Genomic DNA, 15472 nt, shown 5'->3' on the forward strand with positions numbered 1-15472 from the left:
GGTGCCGGGCGGCGTCCTCGTCCGCCACGACGGGCGGCCGGGCCGGTCGACTACCGTGGCGGAGGCTCACGGTCCGTTCCGGGGAGTCGAGGCGCGAGGAAGGAGCCGCTGGTGCGGGTCGACATCTGGTCCGATCTGGTCTGCCCCTGGTGCTACCTGGGCAAGAAGCGGTTCGAGCGGGCGCTCGACGCCGCCGGCCTCGGTGACCGCGTCGAGGTGGTGTACCGGTCCTTCCAGCTCGACCCCGGGTTCCCCCGGGGTGAGACCCGCGACCAGGCCGAGGTGCTGGCCGCGAAGTTCGGCACCTCCCGGGAGGAGGCGGCCCGGATGGGGACGGACATGGAGCGCACGGCGGCCGGGGACGGGCTGGAGTTCCGGATGGGCGGGCTGCGGTACGGCAACACCTTCGACGCCCACCGCCTGGTCCAGTGCGCCGCTGGGCAGGGGACCGGCCCGCGCATGGTCGAGCGGCTGTTCCGCGCGCACTTCTCCGAGCAGCGGTCGCTGTTCGACCGGGACTCCCTCGTGCTGCTCGCCACCGAGGCCGGGGTGGACGAGGCGACGGCCGGCCGGGTGCTCGACGACGGGGACGCGCACGCCGACGCGGTGCGCGCCGATCTCGACCTGGCTCGCCGGCTCGGAGTGAGCGGGGTGCCGTTCTTCGTGCTCGACGGCAGGTACGGGGTGTCGGGCGCGCAACCGGTCGAGGTGCTGGCACGCGCCCTGGCCACCGCCGCCGGGGTGGACGAGCGGGCCGCCGACCCGACGGGGGGCGAGGGTGGCGCGGCGTGTGCCGTCCCGGACGGCGCGGCGCGGTCGGGGTCCGGGTCGGCCGGCTGATCCCGCACCAGGCCCGGCGGGCCGCCCCACCGCGCCGCCGGCTCAGAGGGTTCGGGTGGCGCCGCCGTCGATGAGCAGGTCCGCGCCCGCGACGCTGGCGGCCAGCGGTGAGGCCAGGTAGGCGACGAGGTGCGCCACCTCGAGGGGTTCGACGAGCCGACCGGTGGTCATGCCCGAGGCCTCGGGCAGGCCGGCGAGCAGGTCGTCGAGGGGGATGCCCAGCGAGCGGGCGAGGGCGGCGCCGTACCCCTCTGGGTGTTCCCACAGATCGGTGCGCACCGGTCCCGGGGAGACGGTGTTGACCCGGACGCCCCGGGGCCCGTACTCGGCGTCGAGGCCCTTGGCGAACGCGGTGAGCGCGGCCTTGGCCACCGCGTAGGGCAACGGGCCGGCGCCGGGCGTCCGCGCCGCGTTGGAGGACACGGTGACGATGCTGCCGCGCTGGTCGAGCAGGCTGGGCAGCAGGTGCCGGGTGACGCGGACCGCGCTGAACAGGTTGAGCTCGAAGGTGGCGTGCCACAGGGCGTCGGAGGTCCCCAGGAACCCGCTGGTCTGGCCGTCACCACCGTCGCCGCCTCCGACGTTGTTCACCAGGACGTCGACCGCGCCGAGTTCCGTGAGGGCCGCGCCGGCGAGGTCCCGCGCGCCCTGTTCGGTGCCGAGGTCGGCGGTGACGGCCGTCGTGCCGGGCACTGGCGGGTCGGGGGCGCGGCGGGCGCCGACCACCACCCGGACTCCCTGTTCGGCGAGGACGGCCGCGATGGCGCGGCCGATGCCCCGACTTCCGCCGGTGACCACCGCTGTCTTCCCGCTCAGGCGAAGATCCACCAGAACTCCCTTCAACCACTACTTCGTTGATGCCACTACCGAGTTACTTGCTACACGAATGTAGCAACTTCGAGGGAAGGGGTGGCACGGCGGTACGCTCCCGGCGGGGAGGGCACGGTGATGCGGGACAACACGGAACGGACCCCGGGGCCGGGACGCGCCCGACGCGCGGACGCCGAACGCACCGTGCGCGCCATCCTCGCCGCCGCCGAACGGGTGCTCAGCCAGGAGCCCGGGGCCACGATGGAACGCATCGCCGCCGAGGCGGGGGTCGCGCGGACTACGGTGCACCGGCGCTTCGCCACCAGGGAGGACCTCGTCTCCTCGCTGACGGTCCTGGCGGCCCAGCAGTTGGAGGCGGCGGTCCTGGCCGGCCGCCCCGAGAGCGCCCCACCCCTGGTCGCCCTGCACGAGGTGACGGCCAATGTGCTGCGCATCAAACGGACCTGGAGCTTCGCGATGGGCGTCCACTCCGAACACCCCGAGGTGGTGCGCGTTCACACCGACACCCGCGCCCGCTGCGTCGCCCTGTTCCGCCGGGCCCGCGACGCCGGGGCGGTGCGCTCGGACGTCGACCCCGACTGGGCAAGCCGGGTGTACTACGGGCTCATCCACGCCGCCGCCGAGGACCTGGCCGAGGAGCCGACACCGGCCGAACTGGACGCGGCCGCCGCGCGGGTGGTCGACACGCTGTTCACGGGAGTCGGAGCCGGCGGCGGCACGCCCCACCGGTCGGGCTGAGCCCGGCCACGAACACGCGGGAGCCCGGCCGCCCCCGCGCCCGCCCGCCACCGGGCGGAGGACCCGGTCCCCGGTGGGGTGGCTGGGGTGGGACCGCCACCCGTCGCGACTCCCACCCGGCCGAGCCGTGCGCGGCGGCGACGCCCGGACGGGATCGGGGAGGGGACGACCTCGGGGAGACCGGGGTCGCCGTGCCGACCTCAACCCATGAACACGCGGCCCGAGGGGCCACCCCACGACAAGGGGCCCGAACCGTCACTCCTGGGTATGACCCAGGTCGGGTTCGGGCACCAACATCAGCGTGCGCGACGTCGCGGCCTCCAACTCGAGAACGACGATGTCGTTGACCCCGGGGCGCAGCACGGGCCCGGGGACGTAGAGGGTCCGCTGCGGACCGCGCCGCCAGTACCGCCCGAGGGCGAAGCCGTTGATCCAGACCACGCCCTTGGTCCAGTCCGGCAGGGAGACGAAGGTGTCCGCCGGCTGCTCGATCCGGACGGTCCCCCGGTGCAGTCCCGGGCCGGCTGGCAGCCCGGTGGCCGGCGAGTACGGGGCGGCGGCCAGTTGCTCCGCCGACAGCGGCAGCGGGTGGCAGCTCCAGCCGGTCACCTCGGTCCCGTCGACGAACACCCCGCCGAGGACGCCCTTGCGGTCGGCCAGCCCCTCCCCGTAGTTCACCCGCCCCTGGTTCTCCACCAGCAGGTCGAGCCGGGCACCGGCCGGTGCCCGCAGCGCCAGCGCCCGCTCGCGGTGCTCCCGCTCCAGCACCCCCACCGGCGCGCCGTCCACGAAGACCTGGGCGCGGTCGTGCACGTCCTCGACGACGAGCACCCCGTCCACCGCCGCCGGCAGGGTGGTCCGGTAGAGCACGAAACCGTAGGCCTGGCCCAACTCCTCCATCGTGAGCGGCCGGTCGGCGGCGACCCCCTCGGCGAGGAGGTCCACGGCCGGGAGCAACGCCGCCGACTCGTCCAGGCTGACCGCCGTCTCCGGAAGGCGGGGCCCCCGAGCGGGCACCGGCTCGTCGGGGACGGGGGCGTACCGGGCGATGACCTCGCGGAACGCGGCGAACTTCGGGGTGGGATCACCGCTCTCCGACAGCGGGGCGTCGTAGTCGTAGGAGTTCACGGTGGGCAGGTACCGGCCGTTGTCGTTGGCGCCGTTGAGGAAGCCGAAACTGGTCCCGCCGTGGAACATGTAGAAGTTCACCGAGGCACCGGCGGCCAGCAGCTCGTCCAGGGTGGACGCCGCGTCCTCGGGCTCGCGCACGTGGTGCGGCCCACCCCACCGGTCGAACCAGCCGTGCCAGAACTCCATGCACATCAACGGCCCCGTGGGCTGCCCCTCCCGCAAGCGGGCCAGGTTCTCCGCCGCCCGCGAGCCGAAGTTGCCGGTGCGCAGCACCCCGGGCAGGCCCCCGGCGGCCAGCATCTCCTCGGAGGGCTGGTCGCTGGTGAACAACGGGACGTCCACCCCGCCGGCCCGCAGGAACTCCGCCACCCGCTCCAGGTACTCCTGGTCCCGGCCGTAGGCGCCGAACTCGTTCTCCACCTGCACGGCCAGCACCGGCCCGCCCCGGGTCACCAGGTGGGGGACCACCAACGGCAACAGCCGGGCCAGGAAGCGCTCCACCGCCGCCAGGTAGGTGGGGTCGGTGGAGCGGAGCCGCACCCCGGGTTCCGCCAGCAACCAGGCGGGCAGCCCCCCGAACTCCCACTCCGCGCAGATGTAGGGGCCGGGGCGCAGCAGCACGTGCAGCCCCTCCGCCCCGGCCAGCCGCAGGAACCGGGGGAGGTCGAGCCCGTCCTCGGCGGTGAGGTCGTCCGGCGTCGGTTGGTGCAGGTTCCACGGGACGTAGGTCTCCACGGTGTTCAGCCCCATCAGCCGGGCCTTGCGAAGCCTGTCCTCCCACTGGTCGGGGTGGACCCGGAAGTAGTGCAGGGCACCGGAGATGATGCGCGTCGGCTTCCCGTCCAACAGGAAGTCGTCGTCACCAATGGCGAATTCGGGCATGTCAGCGCTCCCGGTGGGCGGTCGTCGGAACGGGGTCGCGACGCGGCGCGGCCGACGGGCCGCCCGCGACGAGTCCTTCGAGGGCCAGTGCGGCGACGCCCAGGCTCACGGCATGCCCCTCCACCCCGGACAGCCGCCAGTCGACGGCCGCGAGGTTGCGGGGCAGGGCGTGGGTGGCGGCGCCGTCGCGGGCGGCGGGCAGCAACCAGCGGCCCAGGCGGGTCGCCACCCAGCTGCCGAGCACCACGGTGTCGGGGTTGAGGACGTTGACCAGGTTGGCGAGGGCGACACCGAGGGTGGCGCCCACCTCGTCGAGCACGGCGAGGGCACGCGGATCGTCCCGGCCGGCGGCCGAGGCCAACGCGTCGACGGTGGCGGACTCGTCGGCGTGGAGCAGCGGGTCGCGCGGGTCGCGTTCGCGCAGCGTCGCCACGATGCCGGGAGCGCCCACATAGGCCTCGACGCAGCCGGTCCTGCCACACCGGCAGGTCCGTCCGCCGGGGACCAGCAGGGTGTGCCCCCACTCCCCCGCCGCGTCGGTGGCTCCCCGGTACAGGCGCTGGTCGACGGCGATCCCCACGCCGACCCCGGTTCCGAGGGTCACCACCGCCAGGTCGTGGGCGGCGCGTCCCCCGCCGAACCACAGCTCGGCCACCGTGCTCGCCTTCAGCGGGTTCTCCAGGAAGGGTTCGCTCCCGAAGGCGTCCGCCAGGAGCCCCCGGAACCTCCCCTCCGGGTCACCGTCCTCGTAGGCCCCGGTGGCGGCGGGGAACAGGGACACCCCGCTGTCGGTGTGCCGCTGCCCCGGCAGGCTCACCCCGATCCCGAGCAGGCGGTCCCGGGTCAGCCGACCACGGTCGAAGATGCCGCGCACCAGGTCGACGACGTGCCGGGCCACCACGTCGGGCTGGTGGTCCTCCGGTCCGATCTCCCGGTGCCCCGAGTCGAGGCCGCGCAGCGCGAGGTCGAACAGGTCGGCGCGGACGTAGGTCTCGGCGACGTCCACGCCGACGAGGACGCCGTGGTCCCCGTTCACCGCGAGCCGCGCCCGGGGACGACCGCCACCGGAGTCCTCCCTGCCGACCTCGACGAGCACCCCGAGGGCGAGCAGTTCGGTGGTCAGGGTGGCGACGGTGGCGGGGGAGAGCCCCGTCTCGGCCGCCAGCCACTGGCGGGTGACCGCCCGCTCGGCCGAGTACACGCGTCGCAGCAGGTCGAAGCGGTTCTCCCTGCGGATGTCCCGCGAGGAACGAGGACGCACGACACCCTCCTCCTCCGGTGCCAGCGAGTCCACCGGCGGGCCGGGGACTTTTTCCAAGGGTCGGATTTTGACCCTAGTCCCGCTCGGACCGCGAGGGCCAGCCGCCCGACGGCCCCGCGGCGGCCCCGGCCGGAAACGGCCGTCCCCGCTTCCCCGGATCCCGGGGACGCGGCCCAGATGGGCTGACTTCGGTCAAACCCCGCCCACGGGCGGGGACGGCCTTGTCCACCGGCCGCACCGCACGCAGGATCACCCCACGGCGAACGGCCTGGCCGCGCCGCCACGGCAGTGGGAGGGATGAGGAGCAGGGTGCGCTACGTCTTCACCGCGTTCACCAACGGCAGCGAGAGCAACATGTACGTCTACGAGTCGGCGGACGCCACCGACTTCACCCTGCTCCACGGCCCCGCCTACGAACCCCCGACCGGACTGGTGCGGGACCCCTCCGTCACCCGGCACGGCGGCCGCTGGTTCGTCGCCCACACCACGGGCTGGGAGACCGGGAACTTCGCGCTGGCCGTCAGCGACGACCTCATCCAGTGGCGGCACCACACCACGGTGGAGGTCGGCGTGGGGTGGGTGCGCAACACCTGGGCTCCGGAGTTCTTCCGCGACCCGGCCACCGGGCGGCAGCACGTCGTCGTCTCCCTCTCCACCGGCTCCTACGGCCCCTTCCGCCCGCACCTGTTCACCGCCGAGGACGACGAACTGACCCGCTGGTCGGGGCCGGTGGAGCTGGCCGGCATCGGCCCCAACCACATCGACACCTTCCTCGTGCACCACGGCGGCGAATACCACGCCTTCGCCAAGAACGAGACCGACAAGGTCGTCGAACACGCCGTGGCACCCGCGCTCACCGGGCCCTACCGCTTCGTGGACACCGGCGACTTCGCCGGGTGGGGACGGGTGGAGGGTCCCGCGCTGACCGTGCTCCCCGACGGCCGCCACCGCATCTACCTGGACGGCTACACCACCTCCCGCTACGTCTACAGCGACAGCGCGGACCTGCGGACCTGGTCACCGCCCCGGGAGCTGCCCGGCGGGCTCTCGGGCTCCGTGCGGCACGGATCGGTGTTCCGCGAGGAATGAGCGACGACCGGGGAGGGCCGAGACTCCCCGGTCGCGGAAACGGGGGTTGACCGGGACGGACAGGCTGGGGGCCACGGGAAGGGCGACGAGATGGCACACCAGGGTGACCGTGGCGGACGACGGAGGAGCCGCTGGCCACGACGGACCCGCGCGGCGGTGCGCGCCTCGGCCACCGCCGACCGGTTCGCCCCGCTGTGGGCGGACCTCCGCGCCGCCGCCGAGGACGCGGTCCGCGACGGCCCCCCGCCGCTGCGGTTCCGGGAGTTCGCCGCCTTCCGGGAACGCGGCGACCGCCTGGGGTACGAACGGCCCTACTTCGCCCGCCGCCGCCAGCTCGCCGCGCTGGCACTGACCGTGCTCGTCGACGAACGCCCCGAGCAGGCCACCGCCCTCAACGACCTGGTGTGGGCGGTGTGCGACGAGCACACCTGGGCGCTGCCCGCCCACCTCGCCCCGGACGACGGCCCCGCCGCCCACACCCGGTGCGTCGACCTCTTCGCGGCGGAGACCGCGCACGCGCTGGCCGAGGTCACCAGGCTGCTGTCCCCCGCCCTGCACCCGGAGGTCACCGCCCGCGCCCACGCCGAGATCCGCCGCCGCGTCGTGGAACCGATGTTGGAACCCCGGTCCCAACCGTGGGAGTCCTGGCGCCACAACTGGTCGGCCGTCTGCGGGGGCGCGGTCGGCATGACCGCCCTTGCGCTCCTGGACGACGAGCGGGAACGGGCCGCCCTGCTGGCCCGAGCGACCCGCGCCCAGGAGGTGTTCCTGTCCGGCTTCGGTGCCGACGGGGCGTGCACCGAGGGGGTGGGCTACTGGTCCTACGGGTTCGGCTACTTCGTGTACTTCGCGGAGACGCTGCGGGACCACACCGGCCAGGACCTGCTCACCGGTGCCCACGGCGACCACGTCCGCCGGATCGCCGAGTTCCCGGCGGCCGCCTGGCTCGGCGGCGGGCACTTCGCCAACTTCGCCGACAGCCCGGAGGAACCGGCGCTACCGGCCGGCCTGCTCTGCCGGCTCCGCCAGCGGCGAGTGGCGCGGTCGTTACCGCCACTGACCACGCCGCCACGACTCGAGGACGACCCCTGCTACCGGTGGGCCCCCCTGACCCGAACGCTGTGCTGGGCGACCGACGAAGCCTTCGCCGGTCCGGCCGGCCACCCGGCGACCACCCGGGGAGGTGGCCCCGCCGCGGCGACCAGCGGCCCCACCACCGACGGCGCGGTGGTGCCCGACGACGCCTGCGGGGACCCGCCCGAGAGGACGACGGAGACCGGCCGGGAGGGCGGTGGGCGCGGCGACGCGGGCGAGGTACCGGGCCGGGCCACCGGGGAGACCACCGGCGCGCCGGGACCGGTCGTGACGGAGGCGGGCACCTGGTTCCTGCCGGCCGCGCAGTGGATCACCGACCGGCGCCCGGTGCTGGGCGTCCCGGTGGCCTTCGCCGCGAAGGGCGGTCACAACGACGAGCCGCACAACCACAACGACCTCGGCCACTTCCTGCTGCACGTCGGGGGCGAGTCGCTGCTGGCCGACCTCGGCTCCCCCGAGTACACGCGGGACTACTTCGGCCCCGGCCGTTACCGGGTGCTGCACGCCTCCTCCGAGGGCCACTCGGTGCCCCTCCTCGACGGCACCGGGCAGCTACCGGGAGCCGAACGACACGCGGTGGTCCTCCACCACGAGCAACGCCGGGACGGCGTGCGCCTCACCCTCGACCTGACCAGCGCCTACGACCACCCGGCGCTGCTGGCCCTGCACCGGGACCTCGACTGGCGGCACACCGAGGACGGCGGGCGGCTGCTGCTCACCGACACCGTCGAGGTGGCCGGCGACTGCGCGGTGACGGAGACCTTCGTCAGCAGGCACCGGGTGCGCACGGGAACGGATCCCACCGAGCCGGCCCACTGGCGAGGCCGGCACGGGCGCGTCGGATTGCGGGTGCCCCCGGGCCGGTCGTGGACCGTCGACGACGACGAGGTGCGGACCGTCGAACACGACGGATCTCCCGGAGTGGCGCGCCGACTCCACCTGACGACGACGCTGCCCCCGGGAATCCACGACCTGCCGGTGGAATTCACCGTCGTTGTCGACCGGGCAGGAACCCCCCGGTGACGGCGGGACCGCCAGGCAGGGCCTCGGGACGACGAGAACGACGCGCGGTCGTCCCGGTTGTCGCGTGGTCAGAACGGTGAAATCGGCACCAGAAATACGTGTCCCCGCCGGCCTGATCGACACTGCGCGACACGGAACGCGCTCGTAGGCTCGATTGTGACGTCCCCCATTTCACAGCACGCGCGGGTCGACGTTACGAGCGAGGAGAACAGAACACCCGGCCCACGAGCAGGAGCACGCCGCCCGGGAAGCGGTTCACGGGGCACCGCGATCACCCGAAACGAGGCGCACGAGCAATTCCTCGACCAGCGGCCCGAAGGCTGGACAGTGTCCGGAGGAACCGTGCGTGGACGCGCACGGGGACGACGCGGCGGATGCCGCGGCCCCTGTCGGATGCGGCACCGCCGCCCCGAGGATCCGAGTAGTCCCGGAACTGGTCGCGCCCGAGAGGCACGGCGACGTTCCCGGCGATGGCGACCGCCGAACTGGATTCCCGCATGCGCCGCGCACCACCGCACATCACCGCCGGGCTGGGGAAACCACACGGACAAGGAGTGGTATCCCATGTTGCGCATTACCGCGGACGTCTTCTCCGGACGTCAGAACCCGGTGTGGACGGTCGGTGAGGAACGGACGGCACGGAACACGTTGCGCGCCCTCTCGGAGGGCTCCGAACTGCTCACGGAGGACGCGCCGGCCCGCGCCGGTGTCGGGTTCCGTGGCCTGCTGGTCGAGTCACTCAGCGACGAGGCCGCCCCGGACCTCCGTCTCGGCTCGACCACCTATCTCCCCGTGGGCCGGGAGGCCAGGGGCCCTCGTGCCGCCGAACTGGCCGAGCGGTTGATCGGCCTGTTGGACCGGGTGGACACCAGCCTGGACACCGAGGAGGGCGTCAGCCTGCCCGAACCGCTGCGGCCGTTCCTGACCACGCAGTTGACCACGGCGACCGAGGAAGGCTCCCGCAGCGGGGCGAGCATCCAGGAGGGCGGGCAGGAGACGAGCGAATCGTTCACCGCCGCCGCCACCTGCTACTACGACGTCACCCCGTTCAACCCGGGCTTCTGGAACGACGACCAGAACACCCGCCTGCACAACAACTGCTACAACTACGCCAGCAACTGGCGCAACAACACCTTCGCGCAACCCGGACGCGGGTGCGGGAACCAGTACACGGCCCTGACCTGCGCCGAGGTCGGCCGAGGCGCGTTGTGCGACGGCATGCACCGCCGCTACGACTGCTTCCCGGACAGCGAGTGGCCGCGCCACCTGGTCGCCCTGGTGATCTGGCCCAACACCGACTTCCACTGGTACCGCCTCCAGTCGGAGGGGTACTGGGCGCACAAGCCAGGCAGCACCGCGGCCAGGAACGTGGACAACAGCAACCGGGTGATCAACAACCCCGAGACCTGCGACCGGGGCCCGTACACCCAGTTCTGCGGCTACTTCTACGGCTGCCACACCCAGCGGCAGCGCATCCGCTGACCACCGACCGCGTCTGACCGCGTCACACGGCGGGCGGGGCGGGCACTGACGCACCGTCGAGGTGGGCACCCGCCCCGCCCGTTCCGGTGTCACCGAGCGGGAGGATGACGGGCATGGACGTGGAGGTGGCCCTCTACAGCGGCCGTCCCAACCCGGTCTTCCGGTTGCGCGGCGCCGAGCGGGAGGAGGCGAGCCGGCGGCTCGGGGCCCTGGTCGCGGTTCCCGACCGGTCGGCGCCCCCCGGCGGGCTGGGCTACCAGGGGTTCCGGTTGCGCCCGGCCAGCAGCGACGGATCCTCGGACGCCGGGGCGTGGGAGGTCGGGGACGCGGGAGACGAGCCCACGGTGGCCGGGTCGTCCATCGTGGAGTACGCGGTCGGCGGGGGCCTCGTCGTCGCGCGGGGCGCCGACGGCGGGGTCCGGGTGTCACTCGATCCCGGCCGGGAACTCGAACGCTGGCTCGCCGAGCGGAGCACGCGCGCGCTGACCGAGCAGGAGATCCGACTCGTCGAAGGGAGCCTCGCCAGCGAGGAGGATCCTGGCTCCGACTTCCCGCGATGAGCGGCCCACGTCCGGCTGGGATGCGCTCGCGATGGCGAAGTGGCTCGTGGACCGGGCAGCATGACCGAGCGCGCTCGCCGGTTCCCTTGGCCGTCCGCTCCTCGTCGCGGCCCGCGAGCGGGGCGTGCCGCGCCTACCAGCCGGACCCGAACGACACCTCACCCCGAACCCCTGCACCCCCGACCGCCCGCACCCGCTGGACGATGACGGGGTGGCCGCTCCGGTGGAGGTGCGCCCACCCGCGTGGGAGGCCAGCCGACGTGGATCAACCGCGCACGGCGTGTGACCGTGACCGGACCGAGTGGGCGGCACACTGGTCGACGACCGCGACAGGTTCGCGGCGTTCGTCACGGCTGTGAGCTCCGGCCGCCCGCGATCAGCAGCCAACGAACCCCGGCCAGCGCCGCACCTGGCCGGTGCGTCGTCCACATCAGCTCACGCGGACCACGCGATATCGCCGACGTCGACTCCGCGCCCGTTCTCCTCGGACTCCCTTCCAAGAGTCCCCGGGATCAACCGTGCCGTACGCACGAGGCGCGCCGCCAGCTTCCCGGCGTTCTCCGTGGTCCCGCTCGCGGGGACGCCGTGCTCGTTCAGCGCCGGAACGAACTCGGCCAGCATCACCGCGTCGAATTCCGCGCTCCGCTCCCCGCGGCCTCACGGCGCGCCGGCTGCGTCGGCGCGGGGCCAACGGCCGCCGCCAGGCCCCGCCTGGCTTCCTCAACGCCCCCCAGGGCCGCCCGCACTGGGCCACCACCCCGGCGACGGGCGCCGGCGACCACCTCCACGACCTCGAACTCCCACATACCGTGACCAACGCTGGCATCCGGTCACGGACCGGGACGGGAAGTCATCCCGCGCGTGGAGAAGCGTCTCCGGTGCGCGGCCGCCGGGTGGGCAGGCCGTCGAGCGCGAGGGGATCCACCCGCGCCGAGCGCCTCTTGGCTCGACGTCGGGGTTCGTCCCGCGCGCCGGCACCGGGCCTCCGCCACCCAGGGGCCCTCCGGTGCCCGGAGGGCCGATGCGCCCTGGCGGGTGACGCTCGCCCGGCGTCCCTGGCGATGGAGTCGCTGGCAATGGCGTCCTCGCTCCGCCGCCCCGCCCGCTGGCGCCGCTTCCCGGGCGGGGGCCACGACGGCGGTTGCGAACCGCGTCGAGGACGCCCCGCACGATGGCTACTCCTGCGCGTCGAGGAACCCGGCGATGTCCTCGGCGAGCTCGTCGGGGTGTTCACCGTTGATGGCGTGCGAGGCGTCCGGGTAGAGGCGGACGGTGCCCTCCGGCAGCGCGCGTTCGGCGACCTCGACGGCAGCGGCGGAGTCGAGCATGACCGACTCCCCGGCGATGACGGCCAGCACGGGCATGTCCAGCCCGGACAGCGCCTCCTCGCTGAGCCGGCTGGGCTGCGGGAGCCGCAGGCTGTAGTGCGCCATCCCGGCCTCGATCATCCGGGCGACCGGCACGTCCTCGACGGGCGCCCCGCCGGCCGTGTACGAGTTGAACCCGTCCCGCCAGGACTTGGGCAGCCAGGGCAGGGAGGCGGGCAGGGACCGCACGATGGTGCCCAGGGGCATGTCGTCGAAGACGAACACCGGCTCGACGAGGGTGAGGCTGGCGATCCCCTCGGGCTGGCGGGTGGCGAGGTTCGCCGCGGTCCAGCCGCCGATGGAGAGGCCGACCAGGTGGAACTCGCTCTCCGGGAGCCCGTCGAGGGTCTGGTGCAGCCAGTCAGCCTGGTCGTCGTCATCGACGATCGGGCGGTCCTGCACGCTCATGCCCGGTTCGCCGAGCAGGTCGAGGGTGTAGACGTCGCCGACCCGCAGCAGGTGGGGCAGGTTGTCCGCCCACACCGGGGACGCGGAGGCCCGCCCGGGCAGGAGCACGAGGGGCTCGGCGCGGTCGGCCTCCCCCTCGAACCGGTACGCCCGCACGATCCCGTAGTCGGTGCGGACGTCAAGGGTGGCGTCCGGGACGGGCAGGTCGGCCATCGCGGTCCGGTACGTGTCGTGGAACTCGTCCCGGCCCTCGGCGCTGGTCCAGTGCCCGACGGGGGAGGGCGTGCGGGAGACGAACCCGATGACCAGGAACAACGCCGCGATCACGCCGAGCACGATGGGCCAGCGGCGGCGCCGGGTTCGGGTGGGGGATGGGGTCGGTGTGGTGTCGTCCACAAGGCCTCCTAACCGATCGGTAGATTCTTCTACCGTACGGTAAGCTGAGGGCATGGCCAAATCACCCCGTGACCAGGACACGTCCCGACCCCGTCAGCTCACCCTCACCGAGCAGGCCCGCCGCACCCAGTTGGTCGAGGTCACCATCGGCCTGGTGGCCGAGCGGGGGTATGCCGGGACCTCGCTGTCCCGGATCGCCGAGGGCGCGGGCATCACCAAGGCCGCCGTGCTCTACCACTTCCCGTCGAAGGACGCCGTGGTGAGCGCCGCCCACGAACACGTGCTGACCGCGCTGACCGGCCACGTCGCCGAGGCCGTCGAGGCCGTTCCCCCCGAGGGCGGCCCCGCCGCCTACGTGCGGGCGATGATCGGCCACCTCCGGGAACACCCCCGGCACACCCGGATGATCGTCGAAGCGATGACCCAGGGCGGCGGGGACGGGGACTACGACCCCAGCCTCCGGTGGCGGCCGCTCGCGTCGCTGCTGGCGGCCGCGCGGCAGGCACGCGGCGTCACCTCGGAGCTGGACCTGCGCACACTGGCGATCACCATCGGGGGCGCCGTCGACGCCATCGTCGCCGAACGACTCGCCGACGACGGCTACGACACCGGAGCGGCGGCTGACCTGCTGGTCGCGATGGTGGACCGCACGCTGTTCGCGTGACAGGAAGGGGGACGCACCGGCGACGGGCTCCGCACCAGCGGACACCGCGGAGGCGCTCCGAGCCGCCCCCGCCTCCCCACCCGACCGCGCCCCAGGCGGGCCCACCGGTCCCGGTGGACGACCGAAGGGGCAGGGCGCGCGGGGATGGTCACGGCCGAGGTGGGCACGGCGGAATCGCGGGCCCAGGGACACGGCGGCGGGCCACCCACGGCCGTCGGCTCATCGAACCGGCCGCCGCGCGGAGCATGCGGCCGGCATGGTCGACCTCCTGGGGACTCCCTCGCCGGGCGGAAGGGGACGCGGCGGACTGCGCGACCCGCCGCGTGGTGCCGAGGTGGCTCCGGGTGTCGTGAGCCGGGGCGGGCGGCCCGACCGGATGACGGTCCGCTCGTCGCTCCGGACCGCCGTCGGCAGCCGGGGCGAGGCCCCTGGGGCGGCTCCCGGGCGAGGCGGCAGGGGCCGCTCCCGAGACACGACTCCTGGCCGCGATCAGGCCTCGGCTCCGGCGGGAAGCGGTTGGGGGCCGGGGACACCCGGTCGAGCCCCGGATCACCCGTCGTAGTCGATCTCCAGCTCCTCCGTCGTCGGCAGGGACTGGCAGGTGAGCACGAACCCGGCGTCCACCTCGGACGGTTCGAGGGCGAAGTTCCGGCGCATCCGCACCTCCCCGGAGACGACCCTGGCCCGGCAGGTGCCGCACACCCCTCCCCTGCAGGCGAAGGGCAGGTCCGGTCGGGCCGGCTGCGCCGCGTCGAGGACTGGCACGTCCCGGGGCACCGTGAGGCTGGTGGTCCGACCGTCGAGCAGCAGGCGGACCCGGGTGACCGGGCCCGTCGGCGCGGAGCCGTCCTGGTGGCGCCGCACCGGCGGGGCCTCGTCCTCGACGTGGAACAGCTCCCGGTGCACCCGGGCCGCCGGCACCCCGTGGTCGGCCAGCGCCGTGCGCACCACCTCGACCATGTCCCACGGCCCGCACAGCCACCAGTGGTCCACCGTCTCCGGGGGCACCACCTCGGACAACAGCAGCTCCACCTTCGCGCCGTCGACCCGTCCCGAGGTCAGCTCCGCCTCCCGGGGTTCCCGGGAGAGCACGTGCAGCAGCTGCGTCCTGGCCGGGTACCGGTCCTTCAGGTCGGCCAGGTCCTCGGCGAACATCACCGACCCGGTGTGCCGGTTCCCGTAGACGAGGGTCACCCGGGACGTCGGGTCGCCGGAGAGGACGGTGGCCGCGATGGACAGCAGCGGGGTGATGCCGGACCCGGCGGCGACGAGCACGTGGTGGCCGGAGACGTCCTCGCCCAACGCGAACCGTCCCGTCGGCGGCAGCGCCTCCACCACGTCCCCGATGGCGACCTCCCGGTTCAGCCACCGCGAGACCAGGCCGTCTGGCACCTCGCGCACGCCGATGCGCGGCGCGCTGCCAGCCGGGCCGCACAGCGAGTAGCTGCGCCGCTCGTCGAGCTCGCCCTCCCGCCGCCGCAGGGTGAGCGCCTGGCCCGGGCGGAACCGGAACTCGGCGGCGTACTCGGGCGGCACCTCGAAACCGATCTCCACCGCGTCGGAGCACAGCCGCCGCACCGAGGCAACCCGCAGCGGGCGGAAGGTGGGTCGCGGCCGGCCGCCCCTCCCGGCGGCGCCGGCCCCGGCCCCGGCGGGGTCGCTGGTCGCGTCCGGAGCACGGGGTGTCATCGCGGTCCTCCCAGGG

Annotated in this window: 12 protein-coding genes; 7 read left to right on the forward strand and 5 right to left on the reverse strand. The window is 74.0% G+C overall.

Annotation, left to right across the window (positions count from 1 at the left end):
* Positions 1–111 precede the first annotated feature (111 nt).
* Positions 112–840 (forward strand): DsbA family oxidoreductase, encoded by a 729-nt coding sequence (locus C1701_RS02925; protein ID WP_103055500.1) that lies wholly within the window; start codon positions 112–114, stop codon positions 838–840.
* A 42-nt stretch (positions 841–882) separates the two neighbouring features.
* Here the strand turns inward: C1701_RS02925 and C1701_RS02930 are convergent, their stop codons facing one another.
* A complete protein-coding gene (locus C1701_RS02930; RefSeq protein WP_103055501.1) occupies positions 883–1668 on the reverse strand; it encodes an SDR family oxidoreductase in 786 nt (261 codons plus the stop codon).
* Positions 1669–1788: 120 nt separating this feature from the next.
* Here C1701_RS02930 and C1701_RS02935 point away from each other — a divergent pair, with 120 nt between their 5' ends.
* Positions 1789–2409: a TetR/AcrR family transcriptional regulator gene (locus tag C1701_RS02935; protein ID WP_030107003.1), complete on the forward strand. Its 621-nt coding sequence runs from the start codon at positions 1789–1791 to the stop codon at positions 2407–2409.
* A gap of 255 nt (positions 2410–2664) precedes the next feature.
* Here C1701_RS02935 and C1701_RS02940 read toward each other — a convergent pair whose 3' ends face one another.
* Together C1701_RS02940 and C1701_RS02945 are read right to left on the reverse strand one after the other, a co-directional pair.
* On the reverse strand, positions 2665–4422 hold the full coding sequence (locus C1701_RS02940) for a glycoside hydrolase family 35 protein (RefSeq protein WP_103055502.1): 1758 nt from the start codon (positions 4420–4422) through the stop codon (positions 2665–2667).
* A 1-nt stretch (position 4423) separates the two neighbouring features.
* Positions 4424–5740, reverse strand: coding sequence for an ROK family protein (locus tag C1701_RS02945; RefSeq protein WP_211237631.1), 1317 nt, complete (start codon positions 5738–5740; stop codon positions 4424–4426).
* A 240-nt stretch (positions 5741–5980) separates the two neighbouring features.
* Here C1701_RS02945 and C1701_RS02950 point away from each other — a divergent pair, with 240 nt between their 5' ends.
* The 4 genes from C1701_RS02950 to C1701_RS02965 all read left to right on the forward strand — a co-directional run bounded on the left by C1701_RS02950 (position 5981) and on the right by C1701_RS02965 (position 10932).
* Complete coding sequence (locus tag C1701_RS02950) at positions 5981–6772, forward strand: family 43 glycosylhydrolase (protein ID WP_081715757.1); 792 nt, start codon at positions 5981–5983, stop codon at positions 6770–6772.
* A gap of 156 nt (positions 6773–6928) precedes the next feature.
* Positions 6929–8890 carry a heparinase II/III domain-containing protein gene (locus C1701_RS02955; RefSeq protein ID WP_337662109.1) on the forward strand — a complete coding sequence of 654 codons (1962 nt, stop codon included), beginning with the start codon at positions 6929–6931 and terminating at the stop codon, positions 8888–8890.
* 564 nt (positions 8891–9454) lie between these two features.
* Complete coding sequence (locus tag C1701_RS02960; protein WP_026420715.1) at positions 9455–10372, forward strand: hypothetical protein; 918 nt, start codon at positions 9455–9457, stop codon at positions 10370–10372.
* A gap of 113 nt (positions 10373–10485) precedes the next feature.
* Complete coding sequence (locus tag C1701_RS02965) at positions 10486–10932, forward strand: hypothetical protein (RefSeq protein ID WP_103055503.1); 447 nt, start codon at positions 10486–10488, stop codon at positions 10930–10932.
* Positions 10933–12107: 1175 nt separating this feature from the next.
* Here C1701_RS02965 and C1701_RS02975 read toward each other — a convergent pair.
* On the reverse strand, positions 12108–13103 hold the full coding sequence (locus C1701_RS02975) for an alpha/beta fold hydrolase (RefSeq protein ID WP_030107014.1): 996 nt from the start codon (positions 13101–13103) through the stop codon (positions 12108–12110).
* Between the two features lie 52 nt (positions 13104–13155).
* Here C1701_RS02975 and C1701_RS02980 point away from each other — a divergent pair, with 52 nt between their 5' ends.
* Positions 13156–13767, forward strand: a complete 612-nt coding sequence (locus tag C1701_RS02980) for a TetR/AcrR family transcriptional regulator (protein ID WP_026420711.1) — start codon at positions 13156–13158, stop codon at positions 13765–13767.
* Positions 13768–14316: 549 nt separating this feature from the next.
* Here C1701_RS02980 and paaE read toward each other — a convergent pair.
* Positions 14317–15456, reverse strand: a complete 1140-nt coding sequence (gene paaE / locus C1701_RS02985; RefSeq protein ID WP_103055504.1) for a 1,2-phenylacetyl-CoA epoxidase subunit PaaE — start codon at positions 15454–15456, stop codon at positions 14317–14319.
* Positions 15457–15472: the final 16 nt, after the last annotated feature.

The sequence above is a fragment of the Actinoalloteichus sp. AHMU CJ021 genome (genome assembly GCF_002895405.1).
In the GTDB taxonomy this organism is placed as follows: Bacteria; Actinomycetota; Actinomycetes; order Mycobacteriales; family Pseudonocardiaceae; genus Actinoalloteichus_B; species Actinoalloteichus_B caeruleus.

Excerpts from the sequence above, each read along its gene's own strand:
- C1701_RS02935 (WP_030107003.1), top strand. The coding sequence starts at position 1,789 with ATGCGGGACAACACGGAACGGACCCCGGGGCCGGGACGCGCCCGACGC.
- C1701_RS02940 (WP_103055502.1), bottom strand. The coding sequence starts at position 4,422 with ATGCCCGAATTCGCCATTGGTGACGACGACTTCCTGTTGGACGGGAAG.
- C1701_RS02950 (WP_081715757.1), top strand. The coding sequence starts at position 5,981 with ATGAGGAGCAGGGTGCGCTACGTCTTCACCGCGTTCACCAACGGCAGC.
- C1701_RS02960 (WP_026420715.1), top strand. The coding sequence starts at position 9,455 with ATGTTGCGCATTACCGCGGACGTCTTCTCCGGACGTCAGAACCCGGTG.
- C1701_RS02965 (WP_103055503.1), top strand. The coding sequence starts at position 10,486 with ATGGACGTGGAGGTGGCCCTCTACAGCGGCCGTCCCAACCCGGTCTTC.
- C1701_RS02980 (WP_026420711.1), top strand. The coding sequence starts at position 13,156 with ATGGCCAAATCACCCCGTGACCAGGACACGTCCCGACCCCGTCAGCTC.
- paaE (WP_103055504.1), bottom strand. The coding sequence starts at position 15,456 with ATGACACCCCGTGCTCCGGACGCGACCAGCGACCCCGCCGGGGCCGGG.